Annotated in this window: 16 protein-coding genes; 10 read left to right on the top strand and 6 right to left on the bottom strand. The window is 71.3% G+C overall.

Annotated features, from left to right (window positions below; genetic code table 11):
* Nucleotides 1-123 precede the first annotated feature (123 nt).
* The 10 genes from B6R96_RS10265 (at nucleotide 124) to B6R96_RS10310 (ending at nucleotide 9,959) form a co-directional block, all read left to right on the top strand.
* Nucleotides 124-627, top strand: coding sequence for an Lrp/AsnC family transcriptional regulator (locus tag B6R96_RS10265; RefSeq protein WP_007266859.1), 504 nt, complete (start codon nucleotides 124-126; stop codon nucleotides 625-627).
* A 3-nt stretch (nucleotides 628-630) separates the two neighbouring features.
* Nucleotides 631-1,992 (top strand): aspartate aminotransferase family protein, encoded by a 1,362-nt coding sequence (locus tag B6R96_RS10270; protein ID WP_030386376.1) that lies wholly within the window; start codon nucleotides 631-633, stop codon nucleotides 1,990-1,992.
* A 184-nt stretch (nucleotides 1,993-2,176) separates the two neighbouring features.
* Entirely contained in the window at nucleotides 2,177-2,938 is a 762-nt protein-coding gene (locus B6R96_RS10275; RefSeq protein WP_081522312.1) for an ABC transporter ATP-binding protein, read from the top strand.
* Entirely contained in the window at nucleotides 2,920-3,993 is a 1,074-nt protein-coding gene (locus B6R96_RS10280; protein WP_053701976.1) for a hypothetical protein, read from the top strand. The genes B6R96_RS10275 and B6R96_RS10280 overlap by 19 nt, the downstream gene beginning before the upstream one ends.
* Before the next feature lie 26 nt (nucleotides 3,994-4,019).
* Nucleotides 4,020-5,111: an LOG family protein gene (locus B6R96_RS10285; protein WP_081522313.1), complete on the top strand. Its 1,092-nt coding sequence runs from the start codon at nucleotides 4,020-4,022 to the stop codon at nucleotides 5,109-5,111.
* A gap of 81 nt (nucleotides 5,112-5,192) precedes the next feature.
* Nucleotides 5,193-6,122 carry a hypothetical protein gene (locus B6R96_RS10290; RefSeq protein ID WP_081522314.1) on the top strand — a complete coding sequence of 310 codons (930 nt, stop codon included), beginning with the start codon at nucleotides 5,193-5,195 and terminating at the stop codon, nucleotides 6,120-6,122.
* A gap of 96 nt (nucleotides 6,123-6,218) precedes the next feature.
* Complete coding sequence (locus B6R96_RS10295) at nucleotides 6,219-6,863, top strand: hypothetical protein (protein WP_107475492.1); 645 nt, start codon at nucleotides 6,219-6,221, stop codon at nucleotides 6,861-6,863.
* A gap of 111 nt (nucleotides 6,864-6,974) precedes the next feature.
* A complete protein-coding gene (locus tag B6R96_RS10300; protein ID WP_081522315.1) occupies nucleotides 6,975-7,238 on the top strand; it encodes a ferredoxin in 264 nt (87 codons plus the stop codon).
* Nucleotides 7,235-8,638, top strand: coding sequence for an NAD(P)/FAD-dependent oxidoreductase (locus tag B6R96_RS10305; protein WP_053701980.1), 1,404 nt, complete (start codon nucleotides 7,235-7,237; stop codon nucleotides 8,636-8,638). The genes B6R96_RS10300 and B6R96_RS10305 overlap by 4 nt, the downstream gene beginning before the upstream one ends.
* A gap of 73 nt (nucleotides 8,639-8,711) precedes the next feature.
* Nucleotides 8,712-9,959, top strand: a complete 1,248-nt coding sequence (locus B6R96_RS10310; RefSeq protein WP_030386384.1) for a cytochrome P450 — start codon at nucleotides 8,712-8,714, stop codon at nucleotides 9,957-9,959.
* Here the strand turns inward: B6R96_RS10310 and B6R96_RS10315 are convergent.
* From B6R96_RS10315 to frr, 6 genes are all read right to left on the bottom strand, one after another.
* Nucleotides 9,956-10,984 carry an ABC transporter ATP-binding protein gene (locus B6R96_RS10315; RefSeq protein WP_203351613.1) on the bottom strand — a complete coding sequence of 343 codons (1,029 nt, stop codon included), beginning with the start codon at nucleotides 10,982-10,984 and terminating at the stop codon, nucleotides 9,956-9,958. The two genes, B6R96_RS10310 and B6R96_RS10315, sit on opposite strands and share 4 nt — an antisense overlap.
* Nucleotides 10,984-12,600, bottom strand: coding sequence for an ABC transporter permease (locus B6R96_RS10320; protein ID WP_081525056.1), 1,617 nt, complete (start codon nucleotides 12,598-12,600; stop codon nucleotides 10,984-10,986). The genes B6R96_RS10315 and B6R96_RS10320 overlap by 1 nt, the downstream gene beginning before the upstream one ends.
* A 113-nt stretch (nucleotides 12,601-12,713) precedes the next feature.
* Nucleotides 12,714-13,811, bottom strand: a complete 1,098-nt coding sequence (locus tag B6R96_RS10325; RefSeq protein ID WP_081522316.1) for a thiamine ABC transporter substrate-binding protein — start codon at nucleotides 13,809-13,811, stop codon at nucleotides 12,714-12,716.
* 253 nt (nucleotides 13,812-14,064) lie between these two features.
* Nucleotides 14,065-15,177 carry a 23S rRNA (adenine(2503)-C(2))-methyltransferase RlmN gene (gene rlmN, locus B6R96_RS10330; RefSeq protein ID WP_079406265.1) on the bottom strand — a complete coding sequence of 371 codons (1,113 nt, stop codon included), beginning with the start codon at nucleotides 15,175-15,177 and terminating at the stop codon, nucleotides 14,065-14,067.
* 93 nt (nucleotides 15,178-15,270) lie between these two features.
* Nucleotides 15,271-16,347 carry a phosphatidate cytidylyltransferase gene (locus tag B6R96_RS10335; RefSeq protein ID WP_030386389.1) on the bottom strand — a complete coding sequence of 359 codons (1,077 nt, stop codon included), beginning with the start codon at nucleotides 16,345-16,347 and terminating at the stop codon, nucleotides 15,271-15,273.
* A complete protein-coding gene (gene frr / locus B6R96_RS10340) occupies nucleotides 16,347-16,904 on the bottom strand; it encodes a ribosome recycling factor (RefSeq protein WP_030016386.1) in 558 nt (185 codons plus the stop codon). The genes B6R96_RS10335 and frr overlap by 1 nt, the downstream gene beginning before the upstream one ends.
* Between the last annotated feature and the right edge of the window lie 58 nt (nucleotides 16,905-16,962).

Here is a 16,962-nt window from a genome sequence, read left to right on the forward strand (position 1 = left end):
CAAGCCTAGCCCCTCGGCGGAGGCTTTCGACAGACCCGGACGCCACCAACTACGAAATCAGTGAGATCAGAGTCGTCAAACAACGGATTTCATCGATTCCGTCTTGCGGAACAGACGACCCTCGTGCACAGTGAGGTCGTGGTCAGTCGAAGCGCAGATTCCAGGAACAGACAACCGTCCCCTTCGGTCGATGCTGTGTCCCTGGCGATCATCGAGCAACTGCAGGAGGACGGTCGCCGTCCCTATGCATCGATCGGCAAGGCCGTCGGCCTGTCCGAAGCGGCGGTGCGCCAGCGGGTGCAGAAGCTGCTCGACCAGGGCGTCATGCAGATCGTCGCCGTCACCGACCCGCTCACCGTGGGCCTGCGACGCCAGGCCATGGTCGGCATCAACGTCGAGGGAGACCTCGACCCGGTGGCCGATGCGCTGACCGCCATGGCCGAGTGCGAGTACGTGGTCATGACCGCAGGGTCGTTCGACCTGATGGTGGAAATCGTCTGCGAGGACGACGACCACCTGCTCGAAACGATCAACAAGAAGATCCGCACGCTCCCCGGCGTGCGATCAACCGAAAGCTTCGTTTATCTGAAGCTGAAGAAGCAGACCTACATGTGGGGAACTCGATAGCCCGTGAGCCAGGACCTCTCCAAGACCGCATACGACCACCTGTGGATGCACTTCACCCGCATGTCGTCGTACGAGAACGCACCCGTCCCCACCATCGTGCGTGGTGAGGGCACCTACATCTTCGACGACAAGGGCAAGCGCTACCTCGACGGTCTCGCCGGACTGTTCGTGGTCAACGCAGGTCACGGCCGCAAGGAACTGGCCGAGGTCGCCTACAAGCAGGCTCAGCAGCTCGCTTTCTTCCCCGTGTGGTCGTACGCCCACCCGAAGGCCGTGGAGCTCGCCGAGCGCCTCGCCGACTACGCCCCGGGCGACCTGAACAAGGTCTTCTTCACCACCGGTGGCGGCGAGGCCGTCGAGACGGCCTGGAAGCTGGCCAAGCAGTTCTTCAAGCTGCAGGGCAAGCACACGAAGTACAAGGTCATCTCGCGTGCGGTCGCCTATCACGGCACCCCGCAGGGCGCCCTGTCCATCACGGGCCTCCCCGCCCTGAAGGCTCCCTTCGAGCCGCTGGTCCCCGGCGCGCACAAGGTGCCGAACACCAACATCTACCGCGCCCCGATCTACGGCGACGACCCGGAGGCCTTCGGCCGCTGGTGTGCCGACCAGATCGAGCAGGAGATCCTCTTCGAGGGCGCCGACACCGTCGCCGCCGTCTTCCTGGAGCCGGTGCAGAACGCCGGCGGCTGCTTCCCGCCGCCGCCCGGGTACTTCCAGCGGGTCCGCGAGATCTGCGACGAGTACGACGTCCTGCTCGTCTCCGACGAGACGATCTGCGCGTTCGGCCGCCTCGGCACGATGTTCGCCTGTGACAAGTTCGGCTACGTGCCGGACATGATCACCTGCGCCAAGGGCATGACCTCGGGCTACTCCCCGATCGGTGCCTGCATCGTCTCGGACCGCATCGCGGAGCCGTTCTACAAGGGCGAGAACACCTTCCTGCACGGCTACACCTTCGGCGGACACCCGGTGTCCTCGGCGGTGGCCATCGCCAACCTCGACATTTTCGACAAGGAAGGCCTCAATCAGCACGTGCTGAAGAACGAGGACGCCTTCCGCTCCACGCTGGAGAAGCTGCACGACCTGCCGATCGTCGGCGACGTCCGCGGCAACGGCTACTTCTACGGCATCGAGCTCGTCAAGGACAAGGTCACGAAGGAGTCCTTCACGGACGAGGAGACGGAGCGCGTGCTCTACGGCTTCCTCTCCAAGGCCCTCTTCGAGAACGGCCTGTACTGCCGGGCCGACGACCGCGGCGACCCGGTCATCCAGCTCGCGCCGCCGCTGATCGCGGACCAGGGCACCTTCGACGAGATCGAGGCCATCCTGCGCTCCGTGCTCACCGAGGCGTGGACCAAGCTGTAACCGGACCCCCATCGTCCGAGCCGCAGTAGTCCAACCACACGGCCCGGATCCTCCGTTCGAGTGAGAACGCGGGGGTCCGGGCCGTGTGCTGTCACCATCCAAGACGTTCATCTCTTTACATCTCAGTGCGGCGCCAGTGACTTCAGCAGGTTCCGCTTCGTTCCCCCGGACGGAGGTGTACGCCATGGTGGCTCCACCGGACAATGCTGCCCCGCCTGACAATGACGTCCTGTGGGCTCGGTCCCTTCACTACTCCCACGACGGTTCCCCGGCCCTCGTCGAGGTCTCCGTCGCAGTCCGCCAGGGCGAGATCGTCGCCCTGACCGGTCCCCGCGGCAGCGGCAAGACCACCCTGCTGCGCTGCCTGTCCGGGCAGCTGCGCCCCCAGCAGGGCGAGGTCTGGTTCAACAGCCTTCCCGTGCACACCATGGGTGCGGTCGTCCGCGAACGGCTGCGCCGCGACCGGTTCGGCTGGATCGGCCACGAGCCCCAGTTGCTGCCCGAGCTGAAGGTCTGGGAGAACGCGGCCCTGCCCCTGCTGCTCGCCGGCGCCTCCCACCGCAGCGCCCGCAGCGCCGCCTGCGAATGGCTGGACCGCCTCGACATCGGCGGCTTCGCCCGCAAGCGCCCCGGCGCCCTCAGCCGCGCCGAGTGCCAGCGCGTCGCCCTCGCCCGGGCCCTGGTCAACGACCCCGCGGTGATCTTCGCCGACGAGCCGACGGCCCCGCTGCACCGCACCGACCGGGCCCTGCTGCTCCGCGCCCTGACCACCGCGGCCCGCTCCCACGACGTCACCGTGCTGCTGGCCACCCACGACGAGGCCACCGCGGCCGTCGCGGACCGCCGGATCGCGCTGCTCGACGGCCGCCTCGCAGGGGCCGCGGCCGCCGCCTCCCCCGTCGCCGACACCACGGAGGACCAGACCGCGTGCTCGCTCTCCGCCTAGCCCGCGGTTCCCGGCCCCTCGTCCAGCTGCGGCGCCTCCTCGTCGCCGCCGCCTCGGCCGGGACCGGCTTCCTGCTGCTCTACGTACTCGCCGGGGCCGTGGCCCAGCCCGCCGGATCGTTCCCTCGCCTGCTGTGGGCGCTGATCCCGCTGGCCGTCACCGTCCACCTCGCCGTCGTCGTGGCCCGGGCCGACCCCGCCACCCAGCCCCGCGAGGGAATGGACGCCGCCGGACTGGGACCGCTCCGGCTCACGCTGGTCGCCGCGATCTCCACCGCCGTCGCCTGCGCCCTGGGCGCCGCCCTTGCCCTCGCCGTCTTCCTCCACCTGCGCGGGGACGTGGCCGGGCTGCCGTTCGACGGGGCCGGGGCCGAGCTCCTCCACGCCGACCAGCCGCTGCCCGTGGCGGGCGCCCTCACCCTGCTGGGCCTGATCCCGGTGACCGCCTCGGCCGCCACCGCCCTCGCGCTGCGCCCGCACCAGCCGCTGGCCCCGCAGACCGGACTGCCCTGGGGCATCGCCCTGACCGCCTGCGGGCTCGCGGTCCTCGCCTACGCGGGCCCCACCGGCGGCGGGGTGCTCGCCGGCTGGTCGCTGACCGCGGTCGGGCTCGCCCTCGCCGGACCGGGACTCGCCTACGCCTGCGGCAGCCTGGTCCAGGCGGTCCGCCCGGGCGCGCTGCGGCTGCTGGCCGGACGGGTCCTCCAGCAGGAGGCCCCCCGGATCGGGCCGCCGCTGGGCGTGCTGTGCTCGGTGGCCGCCGCCGCCCTGACCGCCCTGGCCCTGCGCGACCGGGGCGGACTGCCCGTCCCGCTGGGCCCGCTGACCTGGCCGGCCGCCCTCCTGGTGGCCCTGTGCGCCGCCGCGACCCTTCTCACATCCGTGGTGGAGGCCCGGCGGGGCCGGGAGCCGGGACGCACCGCGCTCATCGACCTCGGCGCCCCGTCCAACGTCCTGCGCAGCGCCGCGAGCCTGCGGGCCACCGCCCTCGTGGCCGTGTGCCTTCCGCTCAGCTGGGGTGTGGCGCAACTGACGTCGCTGGCATTGACCCGCTGAGACGAGCAGCCCTTAGGGTGGGCCGAATGGTCACCCCAGACATCGAGATCGAGACGCTCGCCGAATTCGACCAGGTCGTGGCACGCGGCTCGCTCAGCGGCTACCGGATCCAGTCGGTGAACCTGCTGGAGCGGACCTTCGCCCTGCTGGCGACCGACACCTCGGCGTCGGTGTTCCTGGGCTGCGCGATGGAGCCCGACGCGGCGGTGAAGGTCCGCGCCGACGGTGCGCTGGTCTTCCCGCCCGTGCCGGACCTGCCGTTCGACCCGTACCGGGGCCTGCTCTACACGCCCGAGGAGCTCTTCACCGGGCTGCCCGACGGGTACGAGGCCACCCCGGACGCCGAGGCGTACGCCTGGTTCCAGGAAACGAAGTCCGACGGCGACGTCTTCTCCTCGATGCTCCGGTCCATCCACGACGACGCCATCTCCGACGCCCTGGACGAGCACCTCGCGGGCGCCCGGGTCGTGGGGGTGATGGGCGGCCACGCCATGGCCCGCGGCGCTGCGGACTACCGCGGTGCGGCCGAGCTGGGACGGGCGCTGACCCGGTCCGGGCTGACGGTCGCCACCGGCGGCGGCCCGGGCGCGATGGAGGCCGCGAACCTGGGCGCCTACCTGGCGCCGGCCCCGGACGAGGCCCTCCCGGAGGCCCTGGAGCTGCTGGCCAAGGCCCCCTCCTTCACCCCGTCGGTGTCCGAGTGGGCGCGCGCGGCCTTCGACGTGCGCGAGCGCTTCCCGGCCGGTGGTGACTCGGTGGGCATCCCGACCTGGTTCTACGGGCACGAGCCGCCGAACGCCTTCGCGGGACACGTCGCGAAGTACTTCGCGAACGCCGTCCGTGAGGACGGGCTGCTGGCCCGGTCCACCGCGGGCGTGGTCTTCCTGCCCGGCGCGGCGGGAACGCTCCAGGAGATCTTCGACAGCGCGACGCCGAACTACTACGGGTCCCGGGGCGAGCCGGCCCCGATGGTGCTGGTCGGACGCACCCACTGGACCGAGCACCTCCCGGCATGGCCCCTGCTGCGGGCGCTGGCCCGCGGCCGTGCGATGGAGTCCCGGATCGCCCTCGTCGACTCGGTGGACGAGGTTGCGGACGTCCTCGCTTCAATGAGCTGAGCTCCGGAAGCAACTTACCGGTCGGTTCTCACGTCTCAGGAGAGGTACCGCAAACCCTGCCAGACGTGATCGGAGCCCTTCGTGCTCATAGGCCTGCTGACCGCCATCGCGGCATCCATCTGCTACGGCACAGGATCCGTGCTGCAAGCTGTCGGTTCGCGCCGCGCCGCACGGATGTCCCCGACCGCCGCCGGGACGACCGCCCACGGCGGCCCCAACCTGTCGTCCACCGCCAAGGCGGCGATGACCTGGGAGTTCATCGTCGGCACCATCCTGGACTTCGTGGGCTTCGGGCTCGGGGCGCTGGCAGCGCGCCTCCTTCCCCTCTTCCTCTCCCAGACGGTGATCAGCGCCAACCTGGTGATCACCGCCGTACTGAGCGTGAAGATGCTGGGCATCCGGCTGAGCCGCAAGGAGTGGACCTCGATCGGGGTCGTCTGCACCGCGCTGGTGCTGCTGGCGACCGCCGCGGGCCACGAGGGCGGCCACCACGCGCCGATGTCCACGCACTGGTGGCTGCTGGGGATCACCCTGCTGCTGATGGTGGGCGGCACGGTGGCCGTACGCCTCCTCGGCGGCGGAGCCGCGATCCTGGCGGGCCTGCTGTCGGGCCTGGGCTTCGGCGCGCTCGGCGTCGGCGTCCGGATCCTGAACGGCGTCGACCCGTTCGACCTCACCGCCCTGCTCACCGACCCGGCGCTCTACGCCATCCTGGTGGCGGGCATCGGGGGCATGTACCTGCACACGGTCGCCCTCCAGATCGGCTCGGTGAACGGCGCCACGGCGGCCCTGGTCGTCGGCGAGACGGTCCTGCCGGGCGCGATCGGCGTCCTGTGGCTCGGCGACGCCTCCCGGCAGGGCCTGGGCTGGCTGGCGGTGCTCGGGTTCGTCATGGCCGTCGCCGGCGCGGTCGCGGTCGCCTGGTACGGCAAGCACGAGGGCTCCGACGAGGGAGCCGGCGACAGCGCCACCCCGGCGGGAACCGAGCCGGTGCCGGAACGGGTCGGCTGACCCGTCGGCCGACCGGTTCCTCACCCGGTCGGCCGCCCCCGGTGGTGGCGCGGCGGCGCCTGCCGCTTGCTGGACCGGGGGAGAGAGTGAGGGCCCGTGAACGCCAACACCGATCGGCTCAACACGCCGCGCGCGGCCGGGATGGCGGGAATCGCCTTCGCCCTGCTGCTCGCGGCGGCCATCGTCCTGATGCGGATCGCCGTCCCGTCGGGCGACGCCGCCGAGGCGCCCATCGACCCGGACAAGCGCTGGGCGATCCAAGTGGCGCTGGAGATCGTGCCCTTCGCGGGCATCTTCTTCCTCTGGTTCATGGGCGCCCTGCGCGCGCACACGGGCGAGGCCGAGGACCGGTTCGTCGCCACCGTGTTCCTCGGCAGCGGATTCGTCTTCGTGGCCACCCTCTTCGCCTCCGCCGCGGCGGCGGGCACGGTGCTCGCCGAAAGCACGCCCTCCGCCTTCGGCCGCCACTACGCCTACACCCTCCTCGCGACGTACGCCATGCGGATGGCGGCCGTCTTCGTGCTCGCGACCTCGACCATCGGGCGGATGCTCGGCGTCTTCCCCAAGTCGCTGGCGCTGCTGGGCACCGTCGTCGGTCTGGTCCTGCTCGTGGTCGCCGCCGGAGTGCCCTGGACCGAGCTGGTGTTCCCGGCCTGGGCGCTGGTGATCAGCCTGTACATCCTGCGCGCCCGGCGGGGTACCGCCCGCCGCCCCGCCCCCAACCCCACTGATCCGCTCTGACCTGCGCCTTCCTACTCCGGCAGGCGCCCTCCGGGTGCCGCATGCATGCTGGGTGATGGGGAGGAACCGTGGGTGACGGGGAGGAACGGCCGAGGGAAAGGCAGAACCGTCATGAGGCTTGTCGTCGACCTCAACCGCTGCCAGGGATACGCCCAGTGCGCATTCCTCGCTCCCGATGTCTTTTCCATGCACGGGGACGAGTCGCTGCTCTACAACCCGAACGCCGATCCCGAGCAGCGCGAGGACGTCCTGCGCGCCGTGGCCGCCTGTCCGGTCCAGGCCATCCTCCTGGAGATCACGGACGAGGACATGGCGAAGATGGCTGCCCCGGACGCCGTGGCCGCAGCCGGGTCTGCTTCCGGAGGCGCGCAGTGACCGCAGCAGGAACGCACGACGGATCCCTGGAGCACCTCAAGCGCGAGGGCCGCATCGTCGTCGTCGGCGCTTCACTGGCCGGGCTGCGGGCCGCCGAGACCATGCGCGAGAAGGGCTTCGCCGGTTCGCTCACCATGATCGGCGACGAACCGTACGAGCCGTACGACCGGCCTCCGCTGTCCAAGCAGGTCCTGCTGGGCAACGCGGTCGCCGACCACACGGCGCTCCCCCGCCGCCGCGCGATCGACGCCGACTGGCGCCTGGGCGTCCCGGCCACGGGCCTGGACATGTCCGCCCGCCGGGTCCGGCTCGGCAACGGCGACGAGGTCGAGTACGACCGGCTGCTGATCGCCACCGGTGTACGCGCCCGGCCCTGGCCCAACGCCGAGGAGGGCGCCCTACAGGGCGTCTTCGTCCTGCGCACCCGCGACGACGGCGAGGCACTCGAACGGGCCCTCGCCGCCGGCCCCCGCCGGGTCCTGGTCATCGGCGCCGGGTTCACCGGATCCGAGATCGCCTCCGCCTGCCGCGAGCGCGGCCTGGAGGTCACCGTCGCCGAACGGGGCGGGGCACCGCTCGTCGGTGCGCTGGGCGGGGTCATCGGCGCGGTGGCGGCCGAGATGCACCGCGAGAACGGCGTCGACCTGCGCACCGGGGTCATGGTGACCTCGCTGGAGGGTGACCCCTCCGGGCGGGTCCGCGCCGCGCACCTCTCCGACGGGTCCACCGTGGAGGCGGACGTCGTGGTCGTCTCGCTGGGCGCGCAGCGCAACACCGAGTGGCTCGCCGGCTCCGGGCTGGGCGCCGGCCCGCGGGGCATCGCCTGCGACGCGGGCTGCCGGGCCTTCGACGTCCGGGGCATCGTCACCGACGACATCTATGTGGCGGGTGACGTGGCGCGTTCCCCGCACGCCCTGTTCGGCTACCAGTTCCTGTCGCTGGAGCACTGGGGCAATGCCGTCGCACAGGCCGACACCGCCGCGCACAACATGCTGAGCGAGAGCGCCGACCGCCGTCCCCACCTGTGGGTTCCGGCGTTCTGGTCCTCCCAGTTCGGCGTGAACATCAAGTCGGTCGGGGTGCCGCCGATGGGGACCGAGATCCTGATCACGCAGGGCTCGCTCGCCGAGCGTCGGTTCGCGGCCGTGTACGGGTACCAGGGCCGCGTGATCGCCGCCGTCACCTTCGACAACTGCCGCTGGCTGCCGTTCTACGAGCAGCAGATCGAGTCCACGGCGCCGTTCCCGCCGCCGTTCTCCACGGTGGACCGCAGGTCCGACGGGGCGAAGCCGCTGCCGGCCGACTTCCCCGACCCGTCGGTCCCGACGCACGGACCGACCATCACGCTGAGCGGCTACTCGCCGGCCGACCGGAAGATGACCTTCACCCCAGGCAGATGACCTTCATCCCCGCGCACCCCCGGCCGCGCCGCGACCGCACCGCGCCCTCACCCGAGGATCACGAGGACCCGTCATGACACAAGCCATCCTGCGGGAGATCATCGACTACGCGAACCGCGCGAATCCGTACCCGCTGTACGAGGAGCTCCGCAAGACACCGGTGTCCCACGACGGGGACGGCCCGTACGTCGTCAGCACGTACTACGAGATCCACAGCCTGCTGCACGACCCGCGGATCAGCTCCGACGCCAAGAACCTGAAGGCGACCGGTGACGATCCGCTGGCGGGCCAGTCCGACGAGGAGGGGACCACGCTGCCCCCGTCGTTCCTCAAGCTCGACCCGCCGGACCACGACCGGCTGCGGCGGATGACGAACCGGCCGTTCGGCCCGCCGCACGCCCCCCACCGGGTGCACGACATGCGCGACGAGCTGGGCGGCATCGTCTCCGGGCTGATCGACGGCATCGTGGAGAGCGGGCAGCTGGACCGGATCGACCTGGTCGACCAGTTCGCCTACCCCTTCCCGGTCACGGTCATCTGCCGGCTCCTCGGTGTGCCCCGCGAGGACGAGCCGCGCTTCCACGTGTGGGCGGAGACCCTGGCCGCCAGCCTGGACCCCGACCCGGACGCCGACCCCACGCAGCACGGCAAGGGCTCCATGGACGCCCGCATGGAGCTGGGCATGTACCTGGCCGGGCTGATCGAGGAGCGCCGCAAGAACCCCGGCGACGACATGCTGTCCCAGCTGGCGACGGCGGACGGCCCGGACGGCGCGATGACCACCATGGAGGCGCTCAGCACCGCGGCGCTGCTGCTGATCGCGGGCCACGAGACCACGGTCAACCTCATCACCAACGGCATGCTGACGCTGCTGCGCCACCCGGAGGTCCTCGACCGGCTGCGCAACGACCCGGACCTGGCGGTCCCGATCGTCGAGGAACTGCTGCGCTACGAGCCGCCCGTGCAGTTGCTGCCCCAGCGCACCACCCTCTCCGACATCGAGGTCGCCGGTGTCACCATCCCCAAGGGCGCGTCCGTGTGGCTGATGCTGGCCGCCGGCAACCGCGACCCGAAGCGGTTCGAGGACCCGGACCGCTTCGACCCGGACCGCAAGGACATCCAGCACCTCGGCCTCGGCAGCGGCATCCACAGCTGCTTCGGGGCGCCGCTGGCCCGGCAGGAGGCCCAGCTGGCACTGAGCGAGCTGGCCCGCCGGCTGGAGAACCCGCGGCTGCTGGAGGACCCGCCGCAGTACCGCCAGAACTCGGTCCTGCGCGGCCCGCGCCACCTGCCGATCGCCTGCGACGGCATCCGGCCCTAGACCGTCTGCGGCGGAAGGACGACCACCTCGGCGGGGGTGAAGGTCACCTCGACCCGGTCCCCCACGGCCGGCGCCCCCGCCAGCCCGCACTCCGCCTCCAGTACCGGACCGGCCTCCGGCCGCAGCAGCAGCGCGACGTGCGTGCCGCGGAAGGTGCGGGACACCACCTCGCACCGCAGGCCCGCCGCGCAGAGCACGACCCCCGCCGGGCGGATCAGCAGCCGCTGCTCCCCGTCGGGGGATCCGGCCGGTACCGGCACCTTGCCCCACGCCGTGGCGGCCGCGGTGCCCGAGACCACGGCCGGGACCACGTTCTCGAAGCCGAGGAACCGCGCCACGAACTCCGACGCGGGCCGCTGCCACACCTCCAGCGGGGTGCCGGCCTGCGCGATCCGCCCGTCCTTCATCACCACCACCCGGTCGGCCAGGGCGAAGGCCTCGCCCTGGTCGTGCGTGACGGCCAGTACGGTCGTGCCCAGCCGGGAGAACAGCCCCCGCAGCTCCACCACGAGCCGCTCCCGGAGCCCCCGGTCCAGCTGGCCCAGCGGCTCGTCGAGCATCAGCAGCCGCGGCGAGGGAGCCAGCGCCCGGGCCAGTGCCACCCGTTGCTGCTCGCCGCCCGACAGGGAGGCCACCGCCCGGCCCTGGGCCCCGGGGAGCCCGACCAGTTCCAGCAACTGGGCGACCTCGGCCGCGTACGAAGCCCGCCCGGCCCCCCGCATCCGCAGCCCGAAGGAGACGTTCGCGCCGACGTCGCGGTGCGGGAAGAGCTGGTGGTCCTGGAACATCAGGCCCACGCCCCGCCGGTGCACCGGTACGCCGGACTGGTCGGCCCCGCCCAGCAGGACCCGGCCGGCGGAGACCCGCTGGAGCCCGGCGACGACCCGCAGCAGCGTGGACTTGCCGCTCCCGCTCGGTCCCAGCACGCACACGACCTCGTGGTCGGCGACCGCGAGGTCCACGGCGTCCACGACCGCGCGCTCACCGAAGCGGACCGACACCCCTTCCAGCTGAAGCAGTGTCATCAGAACTCTCCGGAGGTCTTGTCGGGGCGCAGCCGCTCCAGCACCAGCAGGGACGCCGCGCACACCAGCATCAAAATCGTGCTCAGGGCCATCGCCTGCCCGTAGTTCAGCTCCCCGGCCCGCCCCAGCAGCCGCGCCACGGCGACCGGCAGCGTCGGCCGGTCCGCCCGCGCGATGAACACGGTCGCGCCGAACTCCCCCAGCGACACGGCGAAGGCGAACCCGGCCGCGATCAGCAGGGCCCGCCGCACCAGCGGAAGGTCCACCTCCCGCCAGGCCCGCAGGGGTGAGGCGCCGAGCACCGCGGCGGCCTCCCGCAGCCGCCCGTCCACCGCGCGCAGTACCGGCAGCATGGTCCGTACGACGAAGGGCACGCCCACCAGCGCCTGGGCCAGCGGGACCAGGATCCACGAGGTCCGCAGGTCCAGCGGCGGCTTGTCGAGGGTGATCAGGAAGCCGAAGCCCACCGTCACGGCGGACACCCCGAGCGGGAGCATCAGCAGCGCATCGAAGCCCCGTACGAAGCGGCCACCGCGCCGGGTGAGTGCCGCGGCCGCGAGGCCCCCGACGAACAGGGCGATCGCGGTGGCGGCCAGCGCGTACTGCAGGGAGTTCCAGATCGCCTCCAGGGGCGCCACCAGGAAGGTCCCGCCGCCGGCGCCGGCGTCCTGCAGCGCGCGGTAGAAGCCGAGGCCGTAGCCGCCGGGGGCGTCGAACGATCGTTCGACCAATACGCCCAGCGGCAGCACGATCAGCAGGGCGACGGTCAGGAGCACGCCGCCCAGCAGGGCGCGCTGGGCCCAGCCGCGCGGCGGGTGCGTGGTGCGGCCCGGGTCCACCAGCCGCAGCGCGGTCTCGCGCCTGCGCACGGTCCAGGCGTGCACGGCGAGGATCCCGCCGATCGCGGCGAACTGCACCATCGTCAGCACGGCGGCCGTCGGCAGGTCCAGGAGCTGCGCGGTCTGCCGGTAGACCTCCACCTCCAGGGTGGAGTACGCGGGTCCGCCCAGGATCAGTACGACGCCGAAGGAGCTGAAGGTGAACAGGAACACCATCAGCGAGGCGGCGGCCACCGCCGGGACCAGCGCGGGCAGCGTCACCCGCCGCCACGCGGTGAACCGCCCGGCGCCCAGGACCCGGGCGGCCTCCTCCTGGCGCGGATCCAGCTGGGCCCACAGCCCGCCGACCGTGCGGACGACGACGGCGTAGTTGAAGAAGACGTGGGCGAGCAGGATCGCCCAGACGGTGGTGTCGAGCCGGAAGCCCAGCAGTTCGTCGGTGAGTCCGCCCCGCCCCAGCAGCGCGAGGAAGGCGGTGCCGACCACCACGGTGGGCAGGACGAAGGGAACGGTCACCACGGCCCGCAGCAGTTGCTTGCCGGGGAACTCGAAGCGGGCGAAGACGTACGCACCGGGGAGGGCGATCACGAGCGTGAGCAGGGTGGAGGCGAACGCCTGCCAGGTGGTGAACCACAGCACGTCGGCGATGTCGGGCCGGGTCAGCACCTCGGCGAACCGGCCGAACTGCCACCCCTCGTCGGTCCTGAGGCCGCGCCCCACGATCGCGGCGACGGGGTAGGCGAAGAACAGCCCGAAGAAGACGAGGGGCAGGACCATCAGGGCGAGCCGCACGGCCGTCGCCCGCGCCCCCTCGCGGGGGCCGGGGCCAAGGCCCGGGCCGGGGCCCGGCGCGGCGCCCCCCGACGCCGCGCCCGGCTCCTTGGTACCGCTTACTTCACGACGAGCGAGGTCCATGCCTTGACCCACTGCTCACGGTTCTTGGCGATGGTCTCCGGAGCGACGTTCACGGGCTTCTCGACGACCACGCCGTGCTTGGTGAACAGCTCCGGCAGGACGGCGTCCTTCGTCACCGGGTTCACGAACATCTGGAGCGGCATGTCCTCCTGGAACTTCTTGCTGACCAGGAAGTCCACGAGGGCCTTGCCGCCCTCCTCGTTCTCGGCGCCCTTCAGCAGACCCGCGAACTCGATCTGGCGGAAGCAGGTGCCGGTGGAGACGCCCGTGGGGGCCTCGGCCGGCTGCGGCTCGCCGTACAGGACCTCGACCGGCGGGCTGGAGGCGTAGGAGACGACCAGCGGGCGGTCGCCCTTGGCCTTCTTGCCGCCCGCGGAGCCGGAGAAGCGCTCGTTGTAGGCCTGCTCCCAGCCGTCGACGACCTCGACGCCGTTGGCCTTCAGCTTGCTCCAGTAGTCCTTCCAGCCCTCGTCGCCGTACTGGCCGACGGAGGCGAGCAGGAAGCCGAGGCCGGGCGAGGAGGTCGCGGCGTTCTCGGTGACCAGCAGGTTCTTGTACTCCGGCTTGATCAGGTCGTCCAGCGTCTGCGGCGGGGCCAGCTTCTTCTCGGCGAAGTAGGCCTTGTCGTAGTTGACGCAGATGTCACCGGAGTCGATCGGGGTGACCCGGTGCTCCTTGTCGAGCACGTACTCGGGCTTCACCTCGGCCAGGCCCTTGGCCTCGTACGGAGTGAAGATGCCGTTGTCGAGGGCGCGCGAGAGGAGCGTGTTGTCCACGCCGAAGAAGACGTCGCCGCGGGGGGAGCCCTTGGTGAGGATCTCCTGGTTCAGCGCGGTGCCCGCGTCCCCGGACTTCAGCACCTTGACGGTGTAGCCGCTCTGCGCCTCGAACTCCTTGAGGACCGTGTCGGTCACGTTGAAGGAGTCGTGGGAGACGAGCGTGACGGTCTTGGACTTCGGGGCGTCGCTCGCGCCGTCGTTCTTGTCCTTGGCGTCGCCGCCACAGGCGCTGAGCGTGGTGACGCCCAGCGCGGCCGCGAGCGCGGCGCCCGCGATCTTCTTGGTGGTGCTCATTGGTGAATTCCTCCTGGGATGTCCAGGAGAAGACGCGGCCCTGCCCGGCGCTCTGTGCGAGCGGGCGCCGGGCAGGGCGCAACAGCAAGAGTGGTGACCGAACTTCCTACCCCGAATGACCGGGGCGAGGTTCAGAGGGTCTGCGGATGACGGATACCGCACTCTCAGCGCTGTGGCGCTCCCCTGTCGGAATATGAAATTGGTTCGGCCACAGGGTACCCCGTGGCCGAATAGCGTCGAACAGAAGCGAAATCTAGCGCTCCGAGGCCGCCAGCTGGCCGCACGCGCCGTCGATCTCCTGGCCCCTCGTGTCCCGTACGGTCACGGGCACGCCGTGGCGGGCGATGGCCTCCACGAAGGCCTTCTCGTCCTCGGGCCGCGAGGCGGTCCACTTGGAGCCCGGCGTCGGGTTCAGCGGGATCAGGTTGACGTGCACACGCTTGCCCTTGAGCAGCTTGCCCAGGAGGTCACCGCGCCAGGCCTGGTCGTTGATGTCGCGGATCAGGGCGTACTCGATCGAGATCCGGCGGCCGGACTTCTCCGCGTACTCCCAGGCCGCGCCGAGCACCTCGCGGACGTTCCAGCGGGTGTTGACCGGGACCAGGGTGTCGCGCAGCTCGTCGTCGGGCGCGTGCAGCGAAACGGCGAGGCGGCACTTGAACCCCTCGTCGGCGAAGCGCAGCATGGCCGGAACCAGACCGACGGTGGAGACGGTGATACCGCGCTGCGACAGGCCCAGGCCGTCGGGCTCCGGGTCGGTGAGCCGGCGGATGGCGCCGACCACGCGGTTGTAGTTGGCGAGCGGCTCGCCCATGCCCATGAAGACGATGTTCGACAGGCGTGCCGGGCCCCCGGGGACCTCGCCGTCGCGCAGCGCCCGCATGCCGTCGACGATCTGGTGCACGATCTCGGCGGTGGAGAGGTTGCGGTCGAGGCCCGCCTGGCCGGTGGCGCAGAACGGGCAGTTCATGCCGCAGCCGGCCTGCGAGGAGATGCACATGGTGACCCGGTCGGGGTAGCGCATCAGCACGGACTCGACGAGGGTGCCGTCGTGCAGCTTCCACAGGGTCTTGCGGGTGGTGTCGTCGTCGCACGAGATGTGCCGGAGGACGCTCATGAGGTCCGGCAGCAGCTCCTGCTGGAGCTTCTCCCGCGAGCCCGCCGGGATGTCGGTCCACTCGGCCGGGTCGTGCGCGTACCGCGCGAAGTAGTGCTGGGAGAGCTGCTTGGCCCGGAACGGCTTCTCGCCGATCGCGGCGACCGCCTCGCGGCGCTCGGCCGGGGTCATGTCGGCGAGGTGCCGGGGCGGCTTCTTGGCCCCGCGGGGGGCGACGAAGGTGAGCTCTCCCGGAACGGGGCGGGCCATGGCAGGTACTCCTTGTAAGACGAAAGGCGCGCCGCAGAAGCAGCGCGCCCTCCAAGAGTAACCGCCCGGCGTCCTACGACGCCTTTCCGCAGGTCAGCCGGTGCCCACGAAGGCCGCCAGCAGCAGCCAGACCACGGGGGCCGTCGGAAGCAGGGAGTCCAGCCGGTCCATGATGCCGCCGTGTCCCGGCAGCAGCGTGCCCATGTCCTTGATGCCGAGGTCCCGCTTGATCATCGACTCGCCCAGGTCGCCCAGGGTGGCGCTGACCGCGACCGCGAGGCCGAGCAGCAGGCCCTGCCACCAGGAGCCCCCGTCGATCAGGAACTCCATGCAGAGCGCGCCGGCGGCCATCGCGAAGGCCACCGCGCCGAACAGTCCCTCGCGGGTCTTGCCGGGGCTGATGCGCGGCGCGAGCTTGGTCTTGCCGAAGCGCCAGCCGACCGCGTAGGCCCCGGTGTCGCTGACCACGGTCAGCAGCAGAAAGGTGATCACGCGCTGGGGGCCGTCGTCGGCGGTGAGCAGCATCGCGACGAACGTGGCCAGGAAGGGCACGTAGAACGCCGCGAAGGCGCCCGCCGTGACGTCCTTGAGGTAGTCCTCGGGCGGCTCGGTCATCCGCCACACCAGGACGGCCAGCACGGTCAGGGCCATGGCGACCCAGGCGCCCTCGGCCCCGCGGACGTATCCGGCGATGACCATGGCGGCGCCGCCGACCGCGAGCGGGACCAGCGGGGCCTTGATGCCCTTCTGCTCCTGCAGCCGGGAGGTGAGCTCCCACAGGCCGACCACGACGGCGACGACGATGACGCCGACGAAGACGGCCTTGACGATCAGCAGCGAGGCGAAGATGACCGCGCCGAGGCCCACGCCGACCCCTATGGCGGCACGCAGATCCCGGCCCGCGCGCTTCTTCGGCGGCGGGGGCGAGGCGTCCTGCGGCTGCTGGGCATGCGGAGGCGGGGGGCTGGGCATGGGCTCCTGCGGCGGCGTCTCGGCGCGGAAGAGGGGGTCGCTGTCGGCGGCGACCCCCCGATCGCGTGCTTCCCGGTCGTCGAAGTCACGGCCGGCGGCATCGGGCACGATGGGCATGGGCCGAGTGTGCGGGCCCACCTGCGCATCGTATGCGGGACCCGCCGGAACCGGCTCCGGCTGCCAGGAAGAGTCGTTCATCAGACTTCGAGGAGCTCGGCTTCCTTGTGCTTCAGGAGCTCGTCCACCTGCGCGACGTACTTCGCGGTGGTGTCGTCGAGCTCCTTCTCGGCGCGGCGCACCTCGTCCTCGCCGGCCTCCTTGTCCTTGACCAGCTTGTCGAGGGCGTCCTTGGCCTTGCGGCGGACGGCGCGGAGCGAGATCTTCGAGTCCTCGGCCTTGGTGCGCGCGACCTTGATGTACTCCTTGCGGCGGTCCTGCGTCAGCTCGGGGAAGGTCACCCGGATGATGCTGCCGTCGTTGCTCGGGTTGACACCGAGGTCGGAGTCGCGGATGGCCTGCTCGATGTTGCGCAGGGCGCTCTTGTCGAACGGGGTCACGATCGCCATGCGCGGCTCGGGCACCGAGAAGGAGGCGAGCTGGTTGATGGGCGTGATGGCGCCGTAGTACTCCGCCACGATCTTGTTGAACATCGCCGGGTGCGCACGGCCGGTGCGAATCGCGGCGAAGTCTTCCTTGGCGACGACGACGGCCTTTTCCATCTTCTCCTCGGCCTCGAGGAGGATCTCTTCGGTCACCACGTGCTCCTGCATGTCAGAAATGGATGGTTCAGGCGGGCGGGCGGGTCTGGCGAGC

The sequence above is a fragment of the Streptomyces sp. Sge12 genome (assembly GCF_002080455.1).
Taxonomy (GTDB): domain Bacteria; phylum Actinomycetota; class Actinomycetes; order Streptomycetales; family Streptomycetaceae; genus Streptomyces.

Coding starts and splice junctions, on each gene's coding strand:
- rlmN (WP_079406265.1), bottom strand. CDS start 15,177: ATGGCCCGCCCCGTTCCGGGAGAGCTCACCTTCGTCGCCCCCCGCGGG.
- B6R96_RS10325 (WP_081522316.1), bottom strand. CDS start 13,811: ATGAGCACCACCAAGAAGATCGCGGGCGCCGCGCTCGCGGCCGCGCTG.
- B6R96_RS10335 (WP_030386389.1), bottom strand. CDS start 16,347: ATGAACGACTCTTCCTGGCAGCCGGAGCCGGTTCCGGCGGGTCCCGCA.
- B6R96_RS10310 (WP_030386384.1), top strand. CDS start 8,712: ATGACACAAGCCATCCTGCGGGAGATCATCGACTACGCGAACCGCGCG.
- B6R96_RS10275 (WP_081522312.1), top strand. CDS start 2,177: ATGGTGGCTCCACCGGACAATGCTGCCCCGCCTGACAATGACGTCCTG.
- B6R96_RS10300 (WP_081522315.1), top strand. CDS start 6,975: ATGAGGCTTGTCGTCGACCTCAACCGCTGCCAGGGATACGCCCAGTGC.
- B6R96_RS10320 (WP_081525056.1), bottom strand. CDS start 12,600: ATGGTCCTGCCCCTCGTCTTCTTCGGGCTGTTCTTCGCCTACCCCGTC.
- B6R96_RS10315 (WP_203351613.1), bottom strand. CDS start 10,984: ATGACACTGCTTCAGCTGGAAGGGGTGTCGGTCCGCTTCGGTGAGCGC.
- B6R96_RS10285 (WP_081522313.1), top strand. CDS start 4,020: ATGGTCACCCCAGACATCGAGATCGAGACGCTCGCCGAATTCGACCAG.